Source organism: Reyranella sp., from assembly GCF_965279625.1.
GTDB lineage: Bacteria > Pseudomonadota > Alphaproteobacteria > Reyranellales > Reyranellaceae > Reyranella.
Genome location: NZ_OZ257251.1, coordinates 5,634,706 through 5,652,020, shown reverse-complemented (window position 1 = coordinate 5,652,020; position 17,315 = coordinate 5,634,706). Strand labels below are relative to the sequence as shown.

The 17,315-nt window shown below is 66.5% G+C and carries 16 protein-coding genes and 1 tRNA gene; 9 read left to right on the top strand and 8 right to left on the bottom strand.

What is annotated here, in order from left to right:
- The first annotated feature begins 10 nt into the window (after positions 1-10).
- The 8 genes from ACQY78_RS27410 (at position 11) to ACQY78_RS27375 (ending at position 8,152) form a co-directional block, all read left to right on the top strand.
- Complete coding sequence (locus ACQY78_RS27410; protein ID WP_428681268.1) at positions 11-715, top strand: HAD-IA family hydrolase; 705 nt, start codon at positions 11-13, stop codon at positions 713-715.
- 35 nt (positions 716-750) lie between these two features.
- Positions 751-825: transfer RNA gene (locus ACQY78_RS27405), tRNA-Val, on the top strand.
- Positions 826-1,073: 248 nt separating this feature from the next.
- Complete coding sequence (locus ACQY78_RS27400; RefSeq protein ID WP_428681266.1) at positions 1,074-1,286, top strand: hypothetical protein; 213 nt, start codon at positions 1,074-1,076, stop codon at positions 1,284-1,286.
- A 1,708-nt stretch (positions 1,287-2,994) separates the two neighbouring features.
- Positions 2,995-3,297: a hypothetical protein gene (locus ACQY78_RS27395; RefSeq protein ID WP_428681264.1), complete on the top strand. Its 303-nt coding sequence runs from the start codon at positions 2,995-2,997 to the stop codon at positions 3,295-3,297.
- A gap of 118 nt (positions 3,298-3,415) precedes the next feature.
- Positions 3,416-3,955, top strand: coding sequence for a histidine phosphatase family protein (locus ACQY78_RS27390; RefSeq protein ID WP_428681262.1), 540 nt, complete (start codon positions 3,416-3,418; stop codon positions 3,953-3,955).
- Positions 3,956-4,036: 81 nt separating this feature from the next.
- Positions 4,037-5,224, top strand: a complete 1,188-nt coding sequence (locus ACQY78_RS27385) for a multidrug effflux MFS transporter (protein ID WP_428681260.1) — start codon at positions 4,037-4,039, stop codon at positions 5,222-5,224.
- A 90-nt stretch (positions 5,225-5,314) separates the two neighbouring features.
- Positions 5,315-6,940, top strand: a complete 1,626-nt coding sequence (locus ACQY78_RS27380) for a dihydroxyacetone kinase subunit DhaK (RefSeq protein ID WP_428681258.1) — start codon at positions 5,315-5,317, stop codon at positions 6,938-6,940.
- A 159-nt stretch (positions 6,941-7,099) separates the two neighbouring features.
- Positions 7,100-8,152 (top strand): prolyl hydroxylase family protein, encoded by a 1,053-nt coding sequence (locus ACQY78_RS27375; protein ID WP_428681256.1) that lies wholly within the window; start codon positions 7,100-7,102, stop codon positions 8,150-8,152.
- A 16-nt stretch (positions 8,153-8,168) separates the two neighbouring features.
- Here the strand turns inward: ACQY78_RS27375 and ACQY78_RS27370 are convergent, their stop codons facing one another.
- The 6 genes from ACQY78_RS27370 to ACQY78_RS27345 are packed head-to-tail and all read right to left on the bottom strand — an operon-like array spanning position 8,169 to position 14,010.
- Complete coding sequence (locus ACQY78_RS27370) at positions 8,169-9,176, bottom strand: TauD/TfdA dioxygenase family protein (RefSeq protein ID WP_428681254.1); 1,008 nt, start codon at positions 9,174-9,176, stop codon at positions 8,169-8,171.
- A 31-nt stretch (positions 9,177-9,207) separates the two neighbouring features.
- Positions 9,208-10,719, bottom strand: a complete 1,512-nt coding sequence (locus ACQY78_RS27365; protein ID WP_428681252.1) for a M81 family metallopeptidase — start codon at positions 10,717-10,719, stop codon at positions 9,208-9,210.
- A gap of 57 nt (positions 10,720-10,776) precedes the next feature.
- Positions 10,777-11,325, bottom strand: coding sequence for a carboxymuconolactone decarboxylase family protein (locus tag ACQY78_RS27360; RefSeq protein ID WP_428681250.1), 549 nt, complete (start codon positions 11,323-11,325; stop codon positions 10,777-10,779).
- A gap of 59 nt (positions 11,326-11,384) precedes the next feature.
- Positions 11,385-12,050: a ChrR family anti-sigma-E factor gene (locus tag ACQY78_RS27355; protein WP_428681248.1), complete on the bottom strand. Its 666-nt coding sequence runs from the start codon at positions 12,048-12,050 to the stop codon at positions 11,385-11,387.
- The gene (locus ACQY78_RS27350) at positions 12,047-12,604 is read right to left on the bottom strand and encodes a sigma-70 family RNA polymerase sigma factor (protein WP_428681246.1); all 558 of its coding nucleotides are present in this window, start codon (positions 12,602-12,604) and stop codon (positions 12,047-12,049) included. Before ACQY78_RS27350 ends, ACQY78_RS27355 begins: the two co-directional genes overlap by 4 nt.
- 11 nt (positions 12,605-12,615) lie before the next feature.
- Positions 12,616-14,010: a M20 family metallopeptidase gene (locus ACQY78_RS27345; protein ID WP_428681244.1), complete on the bottom strand. Its 1,395-nt coding sequence runs from the start codon at positions 14,008-14,010 to the stop codon at positions 12,616-12,618.
- A gap of 54 nt (positions 14,011-14,064) precedes the next feature.
- On the opposite strand from ACQY78_RS27345, the gene ACQY78_RS27340 reads away from it, so the two are divergent.
- Positions 14,065-15,210: an iron-containing alcohol dehydrogenase gene (locus ACQY78_RS27340; protein WP_428681242.1), complete on the top strand. Its 1,146-nt coding sequence runs from the start codon at positions 14,065-14,067 to the stop codon at positions 15,208-15,210.
- 115 nt (positions 15,211-15,325) lie between these two features.
- On the opposite strand, the gene ACQY78_RS27335 is transcribed toward ACQY78_RS27340, so the two are convergent.
- Both ACQY78_RS27335 and speB read right to left on the bottom strand, forming a co-directional pair.
- A complete protein-coding gene (locus ACQY78_RS27335) occupies positions 15,326-16,174 on the bottom strand; it encodes an alpha/beta fold hydrolase (protein ID WP_428681240.1) in 849 nt (282 codons plus the stop codon).
- Between the two features lie 157 nt (positions 16,175-16,331).
- On the bottom strand, positions 16,332-17,306 hold the full coding sequence (speB, locus tag ACQY78_RS27330; protein WP_428681238.1) for an agmatinase: 975 nt from the start codon (positions 17,304-17,306) through the stop codon (positions 16,332-16,334).
- Positions 17,307-17,315 lie beyond the last annotated feature (9 nt).

The window sequence follows — 17,315 nt, the reverse complement described above, 5'->3', positions numbered from 1 at the left end:
AGAAAACAGCATGCAGACAGATGCTGAAAAACTCATCACCGCCCGGTTCGACACCGTCGTCTACGACCTCGACGGCACCCTGATCGATAGCGCCAAGGACATGCAGCTGGCCGTCAGCCACGTACTGGCCGACCACGGCCTGCCGCCCGTGACCGAGGAGGATGTGCGAATCTTCATGGGTCAGGGCAGCAAGGTGACCATGGGCAAGGCCTTCGCCAAGTACGGCCGGTCGCTGGACGACGAGGCCCTGACCGCGGTGACGCGCGAATTCGTGCGCTATTACGAGGCCGATCCGATCAGCCACACCACCGCCTTCGCGGGCGTCGCCGACGTGGTCGCGACCTTCGCCCGCCTCGGCCTGAAGCAGGGCGTCTGCACCAACAAGTTCGAGAAGCCCTCGCGTATGATCCTCGAGCATCTGAAGCTGATGCCGCCGATCAGCGACGTGGCCGGCGCCGACAGTTTCCCGGTCCGTAAGCCCGACCCGCGCCACATCCTGATGCTGCTTGAGCGGATGGGAGGCGATCCGAAGCGCGCCGTCATGATCGGCGATTCGACGCACGACGCCGAGGCCGCGCGCGGCGCCGGCATCCCGGCGGTGCTGGTGAGCTGGGGCTACACGGCCAAGCCCGCCAGCGAACTCGGCGCCGATGCCGTGATCGACCGTTTCGACGCCCTGCCCGAGGCCCTGGCCCGGCTCGCATCGGCCCGTTGACGACCAAGCCCGCCTGCACTATACGCGCCCCTTCCGGGCGCTTAGCTCAGCGGGAGAGCACACCCTTCACACGGGTGGGGTCGTAGGTTCAATCCCTACAGCGCCCACCATCTACCCTCCGGAAATCATCAGCTATTTTGGTTTTTGCCCCTCATGCCCATCCTGCATGAGAGGGCACGAAACGGCGTGAACAGGCACGGAACATAGTGCAACGCCGGGATGGGCGGTTTGCTATCTTGCGCCATGGCCCGACCCCGGCGCAGCTGGAACAGTCACGAGCTCCGCCTGAGAGAGCTGCCCCACTTCGCACGGATGCGTCGCGACGAGCCCTTCCGAGAAGCGGACAAGGCCGCATGGCATGCCGCGGCCTGGTCGCATCACCGGGCCCGCCGGCTGGTACTGGGTCGCCGGGATGCGGGCCGACTGGGGCTGCGAGCTGATCCAATTCGCCATGGAAACCGCGGCCAAGGCAATGCAGCGCTGGATCGCCGAGTCCGGCATCGAGACTCGGCCCGCGCCAGGTTCCTATAACGGCCCTCAGCTTTCGGCATACTGCACCAAGACGTCCTGAGGGTCGGCCCCTGCCGCCACCCGCCGGGGACGCTCCGCGTGCTGCAGACGATCTTGGCCACCACTAAATCATCTGCCACCGCTGCCGACGCTTCACCGACATGACCCTTCCCCGCGCCGTGAGGATCGGAAGTATGAGCCCTGCCCCTTACGTTGCACCCGGGTGAGGCCAGCGCGGCGAACTCGCTTCGGAAGCGCCCCGCGGGTTCGAGCGCGACAGGGCCTGAGGACGCACGCGAGGGATCGATGGTAGCCGGAGATCAGGCGCTTTGCGGAGTTATGCCAGATTGTCTTTCAGTACTCTGCGATCTCACAACTGGTCGAATCGGCCTCTCGACCAGATTTTCCATCAGCCACCTTCGGGCCGCATGGAGACTCTCGAATATTTTGACCGGGCGGTCATCGCTGGTCGCATTGGCAAAAACTTCCGCGAACCCCCTGCGTACAGGATCCACCACGACGGCGAGAGGACCACGCGGTGGGGCGTCTGGCCGACCACGGAGAGCGATGGCCATAAGATCCACCTGCTCTCTGGTCACCGCAGACGTCAAACCCGTGACGTCGAGAATCTTCGCGTAGCTCCTGATCTTCGGCTCAGTCAGCGTCTCGAAGCACTCGATGACTTCTTCGACGCTGACGAGCCCTCGAGCCACGACCACGATCGTCCGGTAGAGAGGACTTACGTCCGTGTAAATTGGCATCGCAACCCACCCTATTGCGCGCAGCCTCAGCCGCCCGCGTGCCCAACCGCCAAAAGCGGCACTATTCGATGAAGGCGCGACCACCTTCCCACGGGCAATCGAACACCATCAGACCCGATCGGCTTCCGCCGCCAGATACCCAAGCCCGATCGAGACCGATCAGCCCACGGATGCAGAGTAGTTCACAAACCTGACGCGTAACTTACACGCGGGATGCACAAAGCAGAACTCACGCGGCTTACGGTGCCGAAGAAGCCTCCAGGCCCTTCAGGATCGAGCCCGGCACATTCGTGCCCCTGGTCAGGGACATCAAGCTGGAAAGCATCCAAACGGGATGGGAAGTCGCCCGGCGAGCGAGAGAAGCACATCCGACCATACCTGTCGTCTAAACGACGGGTTCGGATGGCGGCGATTGGCCTTCGCTTGGGGCGCGGAACAGCATCCTTCTCGATAAGCCATTCGCCCCTTCGCAGGTCCTGATAGCGGCTTCACAGCTAGAGAACACCGGAAGCGCGACACGTCTGCAATCCGCATGCGGCTTCCGGCGGAGGCGGTGCTCATCCTCAAAACGAACAAAAACCCGCTGCCCCGGTGAGGGGCGAAGAAAAAAGAGACCAAGACGAGGGATCGCGCTCGCACGGACCGCCTTTCAATGCAGGGACAAGGCGGATCTCCGTTTTGGCTGGCTGGCGACGAGGCCGACGTGCGGACCTCCTCGGCGAGTTCCCTTGATGCTGGCGTCGGACTTCGCCTTGGCCTCGCGCCCGACGCGCAGCGATTCGGTCGCCAGGTTCTTCAGAAAGTTGGCGTGACGGAGCTTCTCCGTGTCGACCGCGCGCTAGGCTACGGCGGTCTCGCGCACGCGCCAGGCAGGCGGACGGTCTGCACACCGAACAGGATGGCCAGCATCTTGGCTGTGATGCCGAGGCCACTGGCGAGCGGGTTTCGGTCTAGGAACCGTTTGCAGTTGGGGAGGTTGAAGTCCCAGCACAGCAAATGGAGTTGATCATGGAGCGCACGATCGTCGCCCACTTCGATACACGACGAGACGCCGATCTTGCCGTCGAACACCTCGTTCAGGCGCATGGGGTCGCGCGGACCGACATCTTCATCCGCGCCAAGGGCGAATCGAATTCGGCCGGCACCCGGGCCGCGGGCGCTGATGTCGAGAGCGGCCATGGCCCGCAGAAGCGCGGCACGCCGGAACTCGGTGGCGAAATCGAGGTATCGGTCGACTACCACGGAAGCGAGCCCGAGGTGGTTCGCGAGGCTCTGAAAGAAGCAGGCTCACGCTCGATCAAAGCACAGTGAGGGCGGGGCCCCCGCCGTGGACCCGCAAGAGGGCCGCACGTAACGTCGGTTCGTGACACCTTCCTTCTCTCGAGTCTCACAAACCATTCAATCGCGACGTGCACTGATCGCGGGTCTCGTGGCTTTCACGGCAGGCGGCGGCAGTCGTGCCGTTTCGGCCCAGAGTGATTTCTGGGCGGTCCTGCGGAGGCCAGGTTCCTTTGCCCTGATTCGCCATGCCACGGCGCCGGGGACCAATGATCCTCCGGGCTTCCGGCTCGAGGACTGTGCGACGCAGCGCAATCTGTCGGCCGAGGGCCGCGCCCAGGCCAGTCGCGTCGGCGACCTGTTCCGTACCAACTCGATTGCCAAGGCCGAGGTCTATTCGAGCCAGTGGTGCCGCTGCCTCGACACGGCAAGCCTGATGAAGCTGGGTGAGGTGCGCCCTCAGCCGCTGCTCAATTCCTTCTTTCAGGACCGGTCCCGCGAAGCCGCGCAGATCGAGGCGCTGCGGCAGTGGATCGGACAACTCGACCTCGCGAAGCCGGCCGTGTTCGTGACGCATCAGGTCGTGGTGACGGCGATCAGCCAGATCTTTCCCGGCAGCGGCGAGATCGTGGTGATGCAACGCATGGCTGGCGGCCAGCTTTCGGTCCAGGGGCGCCTGCCGACCGCCTGACGGACCGCAGCACTGCCCCATCCGGTCGAAGGCTGCTATGAGCGCCCACCCGCCTGTCGCGGACACGTGAAATTGCCGCGCATGCGCACGACCAAACCGCCGATCTGGCTGCTGATGAGCGCCACCGTCTCCTCGCAGATGGCGTTGACCATCTTCCTGCCGTCCCTGCCGACGATCGCCGGCGATCTAAGCGTTTCCTACGGCACCGCCCAGCTCACCCTCTCGATCTATCTGTTCGCATTCGCCTTTGCCCAGCTGGCCGTGGGGCCGCTCTCGGACAGCGTGGGCCGGCGGCCGATGCTGCTGGCCAGCCTCGTCGTGTTCACGATCGGCAGCGTCTGCTGCGCGCTCAGTCCGACGATCGAGACCCTGATCGCCTCACGCCTGATCCAGGCCTGCGGCGCCTGCGGCGGCGTGGTGCTGGGCCGCGCCATCGTGCGCGACAGCCGGAGCGGCCCCGAAGCCCCCCGGGCGATGGGCTACATGGCCTCTTCCATGGCGCTGGCGCCGGCGCTCTCGCCGCTGCTGGGCGGCCAGCTGCTCGGCTTCTTCGGCTGGCGCAGCAATTTCTGGTTCACGGCCGCCTGCGGGGTGGCCGTACTCGTCCTGGTCTGGCGCATCGTCGCAGAGACCGCGCCCAAGGCCGCCCCGCGCACGACGGGTGTCGTGCGCGACTATCTCGACGGCTTCCGCGCGGTGCTGCACGAGCGCCGGTTCATCGGCCTCATGACCGCGACCACCTGCGCCTCGGCCGGGTTCAATGTCTTCTTTTCGGGCGGCCCCATCCTGCTGATCCAGGTCATGGGCGTGGCCGTCGAGTCCTTCGGCTGGTTCACCCTCGCCTGGGCTGGAAACTTCGTCCTCGGCAGCCTGGTCTCCAGCCGCCTGCAGGGCCGGGTGAAAAGCCTGATCCTGATTCCGGTCGGCCAATGCATCCTCACCCTGGGCGCCGTGGCGATGATGGCAACGGCCGCGCTGGGATACATCACACCGCTGGCGCTGATCGTGCCGCTGATGCTGATGGGCTGGGGCAACGGGCTCAACATGCCGAACGCGATGGCGAGCGCCCTGTCTGCCGTCCCCGCCACCCGGGTCGGCGCCGCCTCGGCGCTGATGGGTTTCGTGCAGATGGTCACCGCAGCGGTCCTGACCCTGCTCGTCGGCTACGTGCCGCACGATACGCAGATGAACATCGGCATCGGCGTTGCCATCACCGGTATCGTCGGGCTGATCGGCTGGTGGACGCTGGTCCGGCGCTCGCCCGCCTGACTGATCTCACCCCGGGCCAGTACGCTTCCGCACACGACCGTTCCCCGGCTATACGGATCACTTCGCTGCAACCCGACGACGTGAGACGCCATGCAATTCATCGACAGCAAGGACAGTCTCGTCGTCGACGCGATCGACGGGCTCCTGCGCAGCAGCGGCGGCGCCAATCTGGCGCGTCTCGATGGCTACCCCGGCATCAAGGTCGTTCTCCGCACCGACCATAAGCCCGGCCGCGTCGCCATCGTCGCGGGCGGCGGATCGGGTCACGAGCCGGCGCATGCTTCTTTTGTCGGCAAGGGCATGCTGACCGCCGCCGTCTGCGGCGACGTCTTTGCCTCGCCCTCGATCGACGCCGTGTTCGCCGCGATCATGGCAGTGACGGGCAAAGGCGGCTGCCTCGTCATCTTCAAGAACTACACCGGCGACCGCCTGAACTTCGGCCTCGCCGTGGAACGCGCCCGCGCGCTCGGCAAGCAGGTCGAGGTCGTGATCGTAAAGGACGACATCGCGCTGCCGGATATTCCCCAGCCGCGGGGCATCGCCGGCGTCATGTTCGTCGAGAAGGTGGCCGGGCACTACGCCGAGCTGGGGGCAAACTTGGAAACCGTGGCCGCGATGGCCCGGAAGGCCGCCGATGACCTGGTCTCGCTCGGCATCTCGCTGTCCTCCTGCACGCTGCCCGGCATCGGCCGCGAGGACCGCGTACCCGACGGCAAGGCAGAACTTGGCCTTGGGCTCCATGGCGAGCCGGGTGTCGACCTGGTGAATTTCGAAGGCGCCCGCCAGACGGCACTCGTGCTCGTCGACCGCCTCTTCGCGGCGGCAAAGCCGGCGCGCTCGTATGCCCTTCTGGTCAACAACCTCGGCTCGACCACGGCGCTGGAGATGAATCTGCTCACAAACGAGGTGCTGGCGAGCCGGCGCGGCGCGAAGGTCAAACTGGTGCTGGGCCCCGCCACGCTGGTGTCCTCTCTCGACATGCATGGCTTCTCGCTGAGCCTGCTGCCGCTGACACCGAAATTCGAGAAGGCCCTGCTCTCCCCGGCCAGCCCGCTGGTCTGGCCGGGGGTGCGCGCCCACGTGAAACCAAAGCTCGTGAAGCTGCCTCGCGAGATGAAGAGCAAGCCCGCCAGGGCCAGCGGCAATCGGGCGCTGAGCGCGCTGGTGAGCCGGGCCTGCGACATCCTCGTTGCGGCCGAAGGAAGACTGAACGTGCTCGATGCCAAGGTGGGCGACGGAGATACCGGCACGACCGTCGCCACGGCAGCCCGTCACCTGCAGGCGGCGCTGCCCCTGATGCCGCTCGCCAGGCTCGACCGCTTCTTCGCGGCCACGAGCGAGGCGCTGTCGCGCTCCATGGGGGGATCGTCAGGTGTGCTGCTGGCCATCTTCTTCTCGGCCGCCAGCCAGTCCGCATCGGGTGGTGCGAGCTGGCAGAACTCCCTGTCGGCCGGCCTCGCGAAGATGATGGCTTATGGCGGCGCCAAGCCTGGCGACCGCACCATGATCGATGCCATCGCGCCGGCCCTCGCGGCCCTGTCGAGCGGCCTCGACGACGCCGCGAAAGCCGCGCGCGCGGGTGCCGATGCCACCGCCCGAATGCAGTCGGCTCGCGCCGGCCGCTCGAGCTACATCTCGTCGTTGCACCTAGAGGGCGTTCCTGATCCGGGGGCGGAGGCCATCGCCCTGCTGCTGGAAGGCCTGGCTAAGGGGTAAGGCTGCTGACCGGTCGCGTGCCGTTATCCACAGAGTGCGGCGACTTGCGGCGCAACGAGCCCGGCGCTTCCAGTATCTTATTCTTCCTGTATTCACGGTCGGCTCGCACAGTCTGGTCCGCCAGCCCTCCCCACCTTTCGGCAGCCCACCGAACGAATGATGACGAACACGCTGTCTCTCCGGCCCGGTGACCGTCTCCCCGACTTCGTGCTGCCGGGGCTCGATGGCAAGCTGCGGAAATTCGTCTGGTCGTTCAACGGCGACCCGGTGGCGCTGCTCGCGGTGGCGGATCTCTCCGCGCTCGACGCTGCGCAGTTCGCGTCCCTGCGCGAGGCCTGTACCGCCGCTTCGACCAAGCTCGTCGTGGTCGCCGGCAATCCGGTCGCAGCGGCCGGGCCGCTCTGGAAGAAGCTCGGCGCAGAGCCTGAAGAACCGTTGCTGCTCTGCGACGGCAAGGGCCAGTTCCTGCCGGCGTTTCTCGCCCAGACCGGCGCGGTGTCCTTCGGCCAGGGCATGGGCATGCGCCAGCGCGTGATCGCGCTCGATCCCAACCAGAGGGTCGCCAGCACGTTCGACACCCGGCCCCTTTTGGCCGCTGCCGAGGCCATGGGCGGGCTTGCCGCATCGGTACGCGCCGACGGCGGCGCCGACCTTCTGCTCAACACGGCGATGGCGCCGGTATTGGTCCTGCCGCGCGTCTTCGAGCCGGATTTCTGCACCCAGCTCATCCGCCTGTGGGGCAAGGGCGACCACAAGGATTCGGGCGTCTCCAGCCGCTACGGCAATGTCGACATGGCAGCCCTGAAGCGCACCGAGGACTATACGATCGTCGAGCCGATGATGCTGAAGGCGGTGTCCGATCGCCTCGCCTATCGCATCGGCCCCGAACTCACGAAGGTCTTCGCCTTCGATCGCGAGTTCACCTTCGACTCCCATGTCGTGCTGTCCTACAGCGCCGAAGGCCGGCACTTCTTTGCCGCGCATCGCGACAATGGCGCGCCGACGACGGCCGATCGCGCCTTCGCCGTATCGTTGAACCTCAACGACGATTTCGAGGGCGGCGAGCTGGTGTTTCCAGAATATGCCGGCGTGCGCGTCAGCCCGCCCGCGGGCGCCGCCGCAGTCTTCTCGTGCTCCCTGCTACACAAGGTCGGCCCGGTGACCCGGGGCCGGCGCTACGCGCTCACGACCTTCTTTCGCCAGAAGCGCTGAGCCGCATCAGGCGGCCTCAGGCTGCAGGCGCAGGAATCCAGCTCTTCTTCTCGCCAGCATAAGCGGCGCCGGGATTGCCGTGCACCGTCGTGCGCCACATCAGCCGGCCCTCGCGATCGCCGTCAAACCAGGTCGCGGCGTGCACGAGGCAGCGATTGTCCCAGATCAGGAGATCGCCCTCTGTCCATTCATGGGCGTAGCAGAAGCGGCGTTCCGTGTAGTGCGCCATGATCTCGTCGAGCAGCGCCGCGCCGGCGCCGTGCGGCCCCGGCTCCAGGCCGACGAACGGCCCCTCGAACCAGTCCATCTGGCCCCATTCGCAGAGGTAGAGCGACTTCTCCCCCGTTACCGGATGGGCGCGCACGACCGGCTGCGGCTGCGAGCGCTCGTGGACGGCGAAGGCCCGCGGCGTGCGCCCGGCGAGTGCGGCCTCGCGTGAGCGGCCGCTGCCCGGCTGGGCGTGCAGGCCGACGAGGGTATCGACCTTCGCCTTCAGTGCCGGCGGGAGGGCCTGGTAGGCCAGGATGCCGTTGGCGAACAGGGTCTGGCCGGTGTCGCGCTCGGCCGGCGTCACGGCATAGAACAGCGAGATGTCGGGCGGCGGCCGGCGATAGCTCTGGTCGGTGTGCCAGCCCATGCGATGGGGATACTGGGTCGGGATGAGTCCGTCCGCCGCCAGCGGCGGCTCGGGGCGTTTGGGCGGCGCCTTGCTGACCGGGGCCATGTTCGACACGAGCAGGATTTCGGGTACGGAAACATGCACAGAAGTCAGGTTGGTGAGCGTGTGGCGATAATCCTCGACCTCGGGTCCGAAGACGCGGCTGAGGCGGATGAGCAGGTCCGGATCGTCGGAGATGCCGTTCATGCCCTGGATCAGAAGCAGCCCCTTCGCCTCGGCCAATGCCGCCGGAAGGGCCTTCGGATCGCTCTCGGCCGCCGCCACGATCTTCGCGGCATCGCCCTCGAGTCGCAGCGTTGCGCCAAAGGATGCGCCGGGAAAAGGCGCCTCGCGTGTGAAGTTCATGCCCATCCTCATGCCAGTGCCGTGCCAACCTTCAGGAGCGCTGCCCCGCATAGGGATCGTTGACGCCGTCGAGCGGCCAGATCGGCCGCCGCAGCTTGGTGAAGTTCAGCCGCGTGATGTCCGGCGAGCAGATGCCACCGGAATCGACCAGCACGATCTCGCGGGCGATCGGCGCATAGGCCGCCCGGAAGTGCTGGACGCTCTTCACCACCAGCACGCTCTTGGTGCGCGGATCGATGCCCTGGCTCAGGAAAACCTGCAGGTCGATGGTCTGAATCCGGTTGGAAATGGTGACGACGTCGATGCCGCCGATGCGCAGCACTGCGGTCGGCCCCATCGAGGTCTCGACGCCGGCATTCATCGGCCCGTCGTTCTTGAACGAACCGTCCGACAGCATCTTCACGATCGCCCTGGCCTTCACCGGCGCGCCCATCGACGGATCCGTGTGGCCGCCCAGCACCACGTCGATCTCCGCGCCGACACCGGCCGCGATGGCCTGCTGCACGGTTCCGGGATCGTAGATCGTCCCGAAGGCCACGTTCTCGACCTTGGCATCGATCAGCGCCTGCAGCACCGGCGTCGTGTCGTTGTAGCCGCCGCCGCCCGGATTGTCGGTGCCGTCGGCCACGACCAGAGGCCCCTCCTTGCCGACGCCTGCTTTCGCCGCGGCGATCGCCTCGGCCACGGGACGGAAGTTCGACGTGTTCTCGGTCCGGCGCTTCCAGATCTCGTCGAGGATCGCGGCCGCCGCTTCCTTTGCACGGCCCTCTGCGCCGGGCTCGTGGCTCACCGCAATCGACGGGCCGGTGTAGGGAATGTCGGCCCAGGTGAAGCCTGCCTGGACGCTGACCACGTTGATGCCCGGCTCCTTCTCAAAGGCATCGGCCTTGGCCAGCAGGTCGCGCATCAGGCCGGGCTGCGTGGTCTTGCCGGAATCGGCGCCCTGCAGCATCGCCGGCTGGACCAGCAGGCATGTGGGCTTCTTCCTGCCCTCCAACGTCTCCTGGACGAGCGCCGCCGCCTGCACCGCGCGCTCGTAGCCATCGATATGCGGATAGGTGCGATAGCTCACCAGCGCATTGGCATACCTGGCCATCTTGACCGTGGCGTTGGCGTGCAGGTCGAGCGTGGCAACGACCGGGATCTCCGGCCCGACGATGGCGCGCAGCGCCTCGAGCAGCGCGCCCTCGGCATCGTCCTCGGTCTCCGTCACGGCCGCGCCATGCAGCGACAGGCAGATCGCGTCGAGCTTGCCCGCCTTCTTGGCCGCATTCAGGATCAGGTCGCGGATATGCTCCCAAGTCTCCTTCGTGAGCTTACCCGAGGGCGTCGCATTCGCCGCCGCCGCCCAGACCGGCTCCCAGCCGTACTTCTTCACGGAGTCGATATAGCCGCCGACTTCGTTCTTGGTGCCGGTGAAGCGCGGCACCATCTCCTCGCCCTCGATCAGCCAGCGCTTGCGGTAATCCTCCAGCGTCGTCTCGAGTTTGCTGAAGGTGTTCGTCTCATGCATGAACTGCGCGATCAGGACACGGTACGCCATCTCTTTACTCCTGGTTCCATTGCCTCCCTCCCCCGATGACGGGGGAGGAATTGATCGCTACAGCTTGGCCGTCTTGAGCCACTCGGCCTGGCCCTCTTCCCCGTCGACGCCCATCGATTCGAGGAAGCGGCAGACCATCATGTAGTAGCCGATGGTCAGGGTGAGTTCGACCAGCGCGCCCGGCGTCAGGAAGGTCTGCACGGCCTTCAAGGTCTTGTCCGACGCGCGGACGTTGCGCACCACGTCGTCGGCGTAGCGCAGCACGGCCTTTTCATTGTCGGTGAAGGCGGGCGCCTCGATGGTGGCGTCACGCAGGGCGGCGATCTTCTCCTCGCTCACGCCGACGTCGCGGCCGATACGCTCGTGCTGGAACACCTCGTAAGCGGTGCGGCTCAGGCGGCCGACGCGGATGATGGCGAGTTCACGCAGCACCGGATCGAGCTCGCAGCGATACAGCAGCCCGTTGCCCATGCGCAGGAAGCCCTTGGCGCCCTGCTCGGAGTTGGCCAGCATCCGGTAGATGTTGAGCATGGGATTGAGTTTGCCGAGCAGCTCGGCATGCTTGCCCGTGGCGTTTTCGACTTCGTAGTACGGAATGCGCGGCATTGGGGTCCTCTCTTCAGGCCGCAAACCTGAAGGGAACCCCTTGCGCGGTCAACGCTGCTTCAGATCCAGCCGCGACTGACCAGCGGATTGAGCCAGCGGCCCCATGGCCCCGTCAGCACAATGGGATTCTCGACCACGATCAGGGCGATACAGGGCTCGCCCGGATCGGCGATCGGCTCATGCCGGTGATCGCCCGGCCCGACGGCGAAATCGCCGACGCCGTAATTTCCCGTATCGTCGGTGTAACCGCCCTGCAGCACGACCGTATATTCATAGCCGGCGTGCTTGTGCTCGGGCAGGCCGCGCCCCGACTCGAGTCGCAGCAGCGAAACGCGATGGAAGTCACCCGGCAGGTCGAGCCGGATCTCGTCGAATTTGCCCATCACCCGGCGCCAGTCCATGCCCGGCCGCAGATGCGGCACCAGGGGCGCCGGCGCCCAGTCAAATGCTGGATGATGGCGGCCGGGAGCGGCGGGTCGCGGCTCCACTGGTACCTCTTCGAGGCGAGCCAGAGCCTTTTCGAGCACCGCATTGTCGATCGCGCCAAACTCAGCGACCGGTTCGCGCTCGATCAGGGCCCCGCCCACGGCGTTCAGCCGGTTGATCGTGCGCTGCGACTGCGGATCCAGGGCGACATGCAAGGCGACGGCAAGGGCCGGCCCGTCCGGCAGCGCGCCTGCGGCATAATCCAGCAGAATTTCGTCGGGCGCCGGATGGCGACTCATGACTCGTCTTTCTCCAGTGCTTCGCGCAGGCGGGCCAACGCCAGGCGGATACGAGACTTCACCGTCCCGAGGGGCAGCTTCAGTTCCTCGGCGATGGCCGTGTGGGTCTTGTCCTCGAAGAACGCCTTTTCGATCACCAACAGCTGATCGGCAGACAGCCCCCCGAGTAACTCCTTCACCCGCGTATACGTCTGTCCTGCGAGAACGGATTTGTCGGCGCTGTCGTCTTCCGGTGCAAAAACCGTGAGCCAGTCCTCGGTATCAATCGCCGGCCGGTTGTTGCGCCGCAGGTGATCGATCCGCTTGTTGCGGGCGATGGTGTAGATCCACGTCGAGGCCGAGGCCTTGGCCCGGTCGAAGCTCGCGGCCTTGCGCCAGACCATGATCAGGGCTTCCTGCGCGACTTCCTGCGCCACCTCCGGATCGGTGCCGCCGCGCATGATGAATGCCTTCACGCGAGGTGCGAAATACTGGAACAGACGAGCGAACGCCGCGCGATCCTGGCGGGTCGCGATGGCGTCGATCAGGTCTGCGGCCTCTTCGGCGGAAATCATCGGGCGGGAGCTTACCCCGGCCGGCCTTGTGCCCCCAAATCCCAGAACAGGCCGGTCATCAGCCTGAGCCCGTCGCGGACGACCGGCGCCAGCAGATGCTCGTCCGGCGCATGTTGCGAGCAGGCGGCGTAGGAGTGCGGCACCCACACCGTCGGCAGGCCCAGTATGTCGGTGAACACCGCGTTGGGCAGCGAACCGCCCAGGTTGGGCAGCATGTTGGGCTTCTGGCCCGCCGTCTTCTCGATCGAGCCGGAGGCGAATTTCGCCCAAGGGTTCTCGGGATCGAGACGCGTCGCATTCATGATCACGTCGCGCGCCTGCTCGATCTCGATCATGCCGAAACCATGCTTGTCGAGATGGCGGCGCAGGGCCGGGATGATCTCGTGCGGATCGGTGCCGACGACGAAGCGCAGCTGGCAGTAGGCCACTGCGCTGGGCGGGATCGCATTGACCGGCCGGTCGGGGTTGCCGGTCTTGAAGGCCAGGATCTCGAAGCTGTTCCAGCCGAACACGCGCTCGACCGGCGTTAGCGACTTCTCGCCCCAATCCTCGTTGATCTCCGGAGCGCCCTCGCCCGCATCGACATGGGCGTCGGCCAGCGCCGCGCGGATCGAGTTGGTCAGCGTCTTGGGCCGCCACTCGGGCACTTTGATCTGCCCGCGCTCGTCGGTGATGGTGGCCAAAGCATGCGCCATGATGATGCCGGGATTGGCCAGCAGCCCGCCCCAGTTGCCGGAATGGTGGCCACCCTCGCGCATCGTCAGCGAGAGGTTGAAGTTCAGCGTGCCGCGCGTGCCGCCGAAGATGGTCGGCCGGCGATGGTCGAGCCGCGGCCCGTCGGACCCGATCAGGGCGTCGGCCTTGAGGGCTTCCTTGTTGGCCTTGCAGAAATCGGCGAGGCCGGGCGAGCCCGTCTCCTCGCCGGTCTCGATCAGGATCGTCGAGTTGAAGCCCAGCGAGCCGCGCTCCTGCATGACGCAGGCGAGTGCCGCGATGTTGATCGTGTGCTGGCCCTTGTTGTCGGCCGTGCCGCGGCCGTACATCTTCTCGCCCTCGATCACGATCTTCCAGGGCGACAGGCCGGAGCGCCACTGCTCCTCCTGGCCGCGGATCACGTCACCATGCCCGTAGGTCAGCACGGTCGGCTTGGCCGGGTCCTCGACCCGCCGGGCGATCAGGAAGGGGCCGTACTCGCTGCGCGGGTTCGGCAGGACGGTACAGTCGTAGCCCAGCTTCTGCAGCGACTCGGTCATCTCGCCGGAGACGTATTGCTGCAGCGCCGGCATGGACCCGGCCTCCTGGCTGGTTGTCGGAATGGCGACCCGGCGCTGCAGCTCCTCGAGGAAGCCGCCCTCGTCGAAGTATTTCTCAGCGCGAGCGATCGCGCCATCCCGTGTCCCGGTCATGCTTTCCCTTGCCTGTTTTCGCCGCCACGATAGCAAAATTACAGGGAGATGAGCATGACCGCTTCGGGCCGCGTCGTTTTCAGCAAAATGGAAGAAGTGGTGTTCGGACGGCCCGCCGCCCAGGCCCTGTCGGAACTGGTCGAGCGCCAGGGCGCGAACCGCGTCTTCCTGATGGTGAGCGGCACCCTCAACCGGGAAACCGACGAGATCGAGAAGCTGCGCCAGGCGCTGGGCAACAAGTGCGTCGGCACCTTCGACAAAATGCCGGCCCACTCGCCGCGCAGCGCCGTGGTCGCCGCCGCCGAGCAAGCCCGTGAGGCCCGCGCCGACCTGATCGTCACGCTGGGCGGCGGCTCGATCACCGACGCCGCCAAGGCTGTCCAGCTCTGCCTGTCAAATGACGTCCGCACGCCCGAGGACATGGACCGGATCCGCGGCCAGTCGGACGTGAAGCCGCCAACCGTGCGCCAGATCTCGATCCCGACCACCCTCTCGGCCGGCGAATTCTCCGCCATCGCCGGCGTGACCAACGAGGCCACGAAGGTGAAGGAGATGTTCCGCCATCCCCTCACCATCCCGCAGGCCGTCATCCTCGACCCCGAGGTGACGCGCCACACGCCGATGTGGCTCCTGCTCTCGACCGGCATCCGCGCCGTCGATCACTGCGTCGAGGGAGTCTGCTCCAACGAATCGACCGAGTTCAGCAATGCCTCCTCACTGCACGGTCTCTCCCTGCTGGCGCGGGGGCTCGCGCGCGTGAAGGCCGATCCCTCCGACATGGCCGCCCGTCTCGACTGCCAGACCGGTTCCTGGCTCTCGATGACCGGCATCGCCGCCGGCGTCCCGATGGGCGCCAGCCACGGCATCGGCTACGTGCTGGGCGCCGTGTTCGACGTGCCGCACGGCCATACGTCCTGCATCATGCTGCCGTGGGTGATGCGCTGGAACAAGCCGGCCAATGCCGACCGCCAGGCCCTGATCGCCAATGCCATGGGCCATCCCGGCGAGGACGCGGGCGACGTGCTCGACCGGTTCATTCGCGGGCTCGACATGCCGCGCCACCTGTCCGACGTGAAGATCGGCCGCGAGCAGTTCGACCGCATCGCCCAGCAGGCGATGGGCACGCCCTGGGTGCCGCGCAACCCGCGCCCGATCCCGACGCCCGCCGAGGTGAAGGAGATCCTGGAATTGGCCGCTTAAGCGCAGCATGGCTGCAAATTCAGGGGCCACTCGCAGGGTGCGACGTTGGCTTCGTTTGTTTCGAATATTTCGTTTATTTCGGTTGTGCGACCTGACGCTGCGGCCGGGAAGCCGGTCAGTCCCATTTCCGGTCGAGGAAGCGCTTCACGTCGTCGGTGAACTGCTGAGGCGCCTGCAGCATCGAGAAGTGGCTGACCTCCGGCTGGAGCAACAGCCCCGCCTGGGGGATCGCCTCCGCCATGAACTCGGTGTTCTGGCGCTTGATCGCCTCGTCGCGATCGCCGTCGACAATCCAGGTGCGGACCGTGATGCCGGCGAGATCGGCGGCCGTCCAGTTGGGTTGCGTCGCCCACATGGTGCTGATCTCCTCGACGAATTTCTTGTACTCGCGCGGCGTGGCCGAGAGGGCCTCGTACTCCTTCTCGCCGCGGGCGATGAACGCCATGAACACGGGACTCTTGTCCACGTCCTTGACGCCGCCAGGATCGGAGTTGGCGGCGAAGGCGAAGAGCCGCGACACGCGCCGCGGATGGGACATGGCCATGCTGAGCCCGATGATGGCGCCGTCGCTCCAGCCCACCACCGCGGCCTGCGGCACGCCGAGATAGTCCATCAGTCCCAACACATCAGACGCCATCAGCGCGTAGCCGTACGGCCGGGCGTCCCGCGTGCTGCGCCCGTGGCCGCGGCTGTCCATGACGATCACCCGGTGGGTCTTCGCCAGTTCGGGAACCTGATGACCCCAGTAGTTCGAATTGGCGAGCCCGCCGTGCAGCAGGATGACCGGCGGCCCGCTGCCGAAGGTCGCGTACCAGATCGAGATGCCGTTGACCGGCGCATGGCCGCTGCTCACGGCCGGCGGCAGCGTGGGCGTGGGTGGCAGCGTCATCCAGCGCGGCACCGGCTGGGCGGCGACGGACGAGGCGACGAAGGCCAGGAGGAGGCTCAGGAAAAAGGCACGCATGCCGGACGATAATCCGGGCTTGGGCCAATGCGCCAGACGCCAGCGAAAGGTCCCTCACTGCGTTTGGGATGACAATTTTCGCGGATTGGCGGCGGACGTCGATGCAGAAAACGCTGTCATCCCGAACGCAGTGAGGGACCATTGAGCCGGAGTACGATCAGAGCCGCCCCTTGCGCTTCGCCACCGCTTCGGAGAGCAGGCAGAGGATCTCCCACATCATCGTGACGCCGACGAGCGCGGTGTTGCCGCTCATGTCGAAGGGGGGCGAGACCTCGACGACGTCGCCGCCGACAAGATCGAGGCCACGCAGGCCGCGCAGCATGCGCTGGGCCTCGTGCGGGGTGTAGCCGCCGATCTCGGGGGTGCCGGTGCCGGGCGCATAGGCCGGGTCGAGGCCGTCGACGTCGAAGCTCACATAGGTCGGGCCGGTGCCGACGACGCGGCGCGCCTCCGCGATCACCTTCTCAACGCCGAGGTCGAAATACTCCTCGATGGTGATCACGCGCATGCCCTGGTCGAGGGCCCACTGGTTGTCATCGGCCTTGTAGAGCGAACCGCGGATGCCGATCTGGACCACCCGCCTGGGGTCGAGCAGCCCCTCCTCCACGGCGCGGCGGAACGGCGTGCCGTGCGTGTACTTGAAGCCGCCGAAATAGGTGTCCCAGGTGTCGCTGTGGGCGTCGAAATGCACCATGCCGAGCGGCGGCAGTCCTTTGCGGATGCCGCGCATGATCGGCAGCGTGATCAGATGGTCGCCACCGGCCGACAAGGGCACCACGCCCGCGGCATGGAGCCTGGCATAGTGCTTCTCGATGCGGTCGAGCGAGTCGTCGAGGCTGGCGGGATTGACCGGCGCGTCGCCGAGATCGCCGCACCGGGCCAGTTCATAGGGCGCGATTCCCGTCACGTGATGGATGCGCCGCATCATCGTCGAGAGATCGCGCATCTGCCGCGGGCCGTGCCGCGCGCCGGGACGGTTTGTCGTGCCGCCGTCCCATGGCACGCCGACCATGCCGATCTCGACCTCGGCCGGGTCGCGAAACAGCGGCAGGCGCATGAAGGTGGCGACGTCGCCGAAGCGCGGCACCACGGTGCCGGCGACCGGCTGGGGGAAGTCCTGGCTCCTGGTCATTCCCCCAGT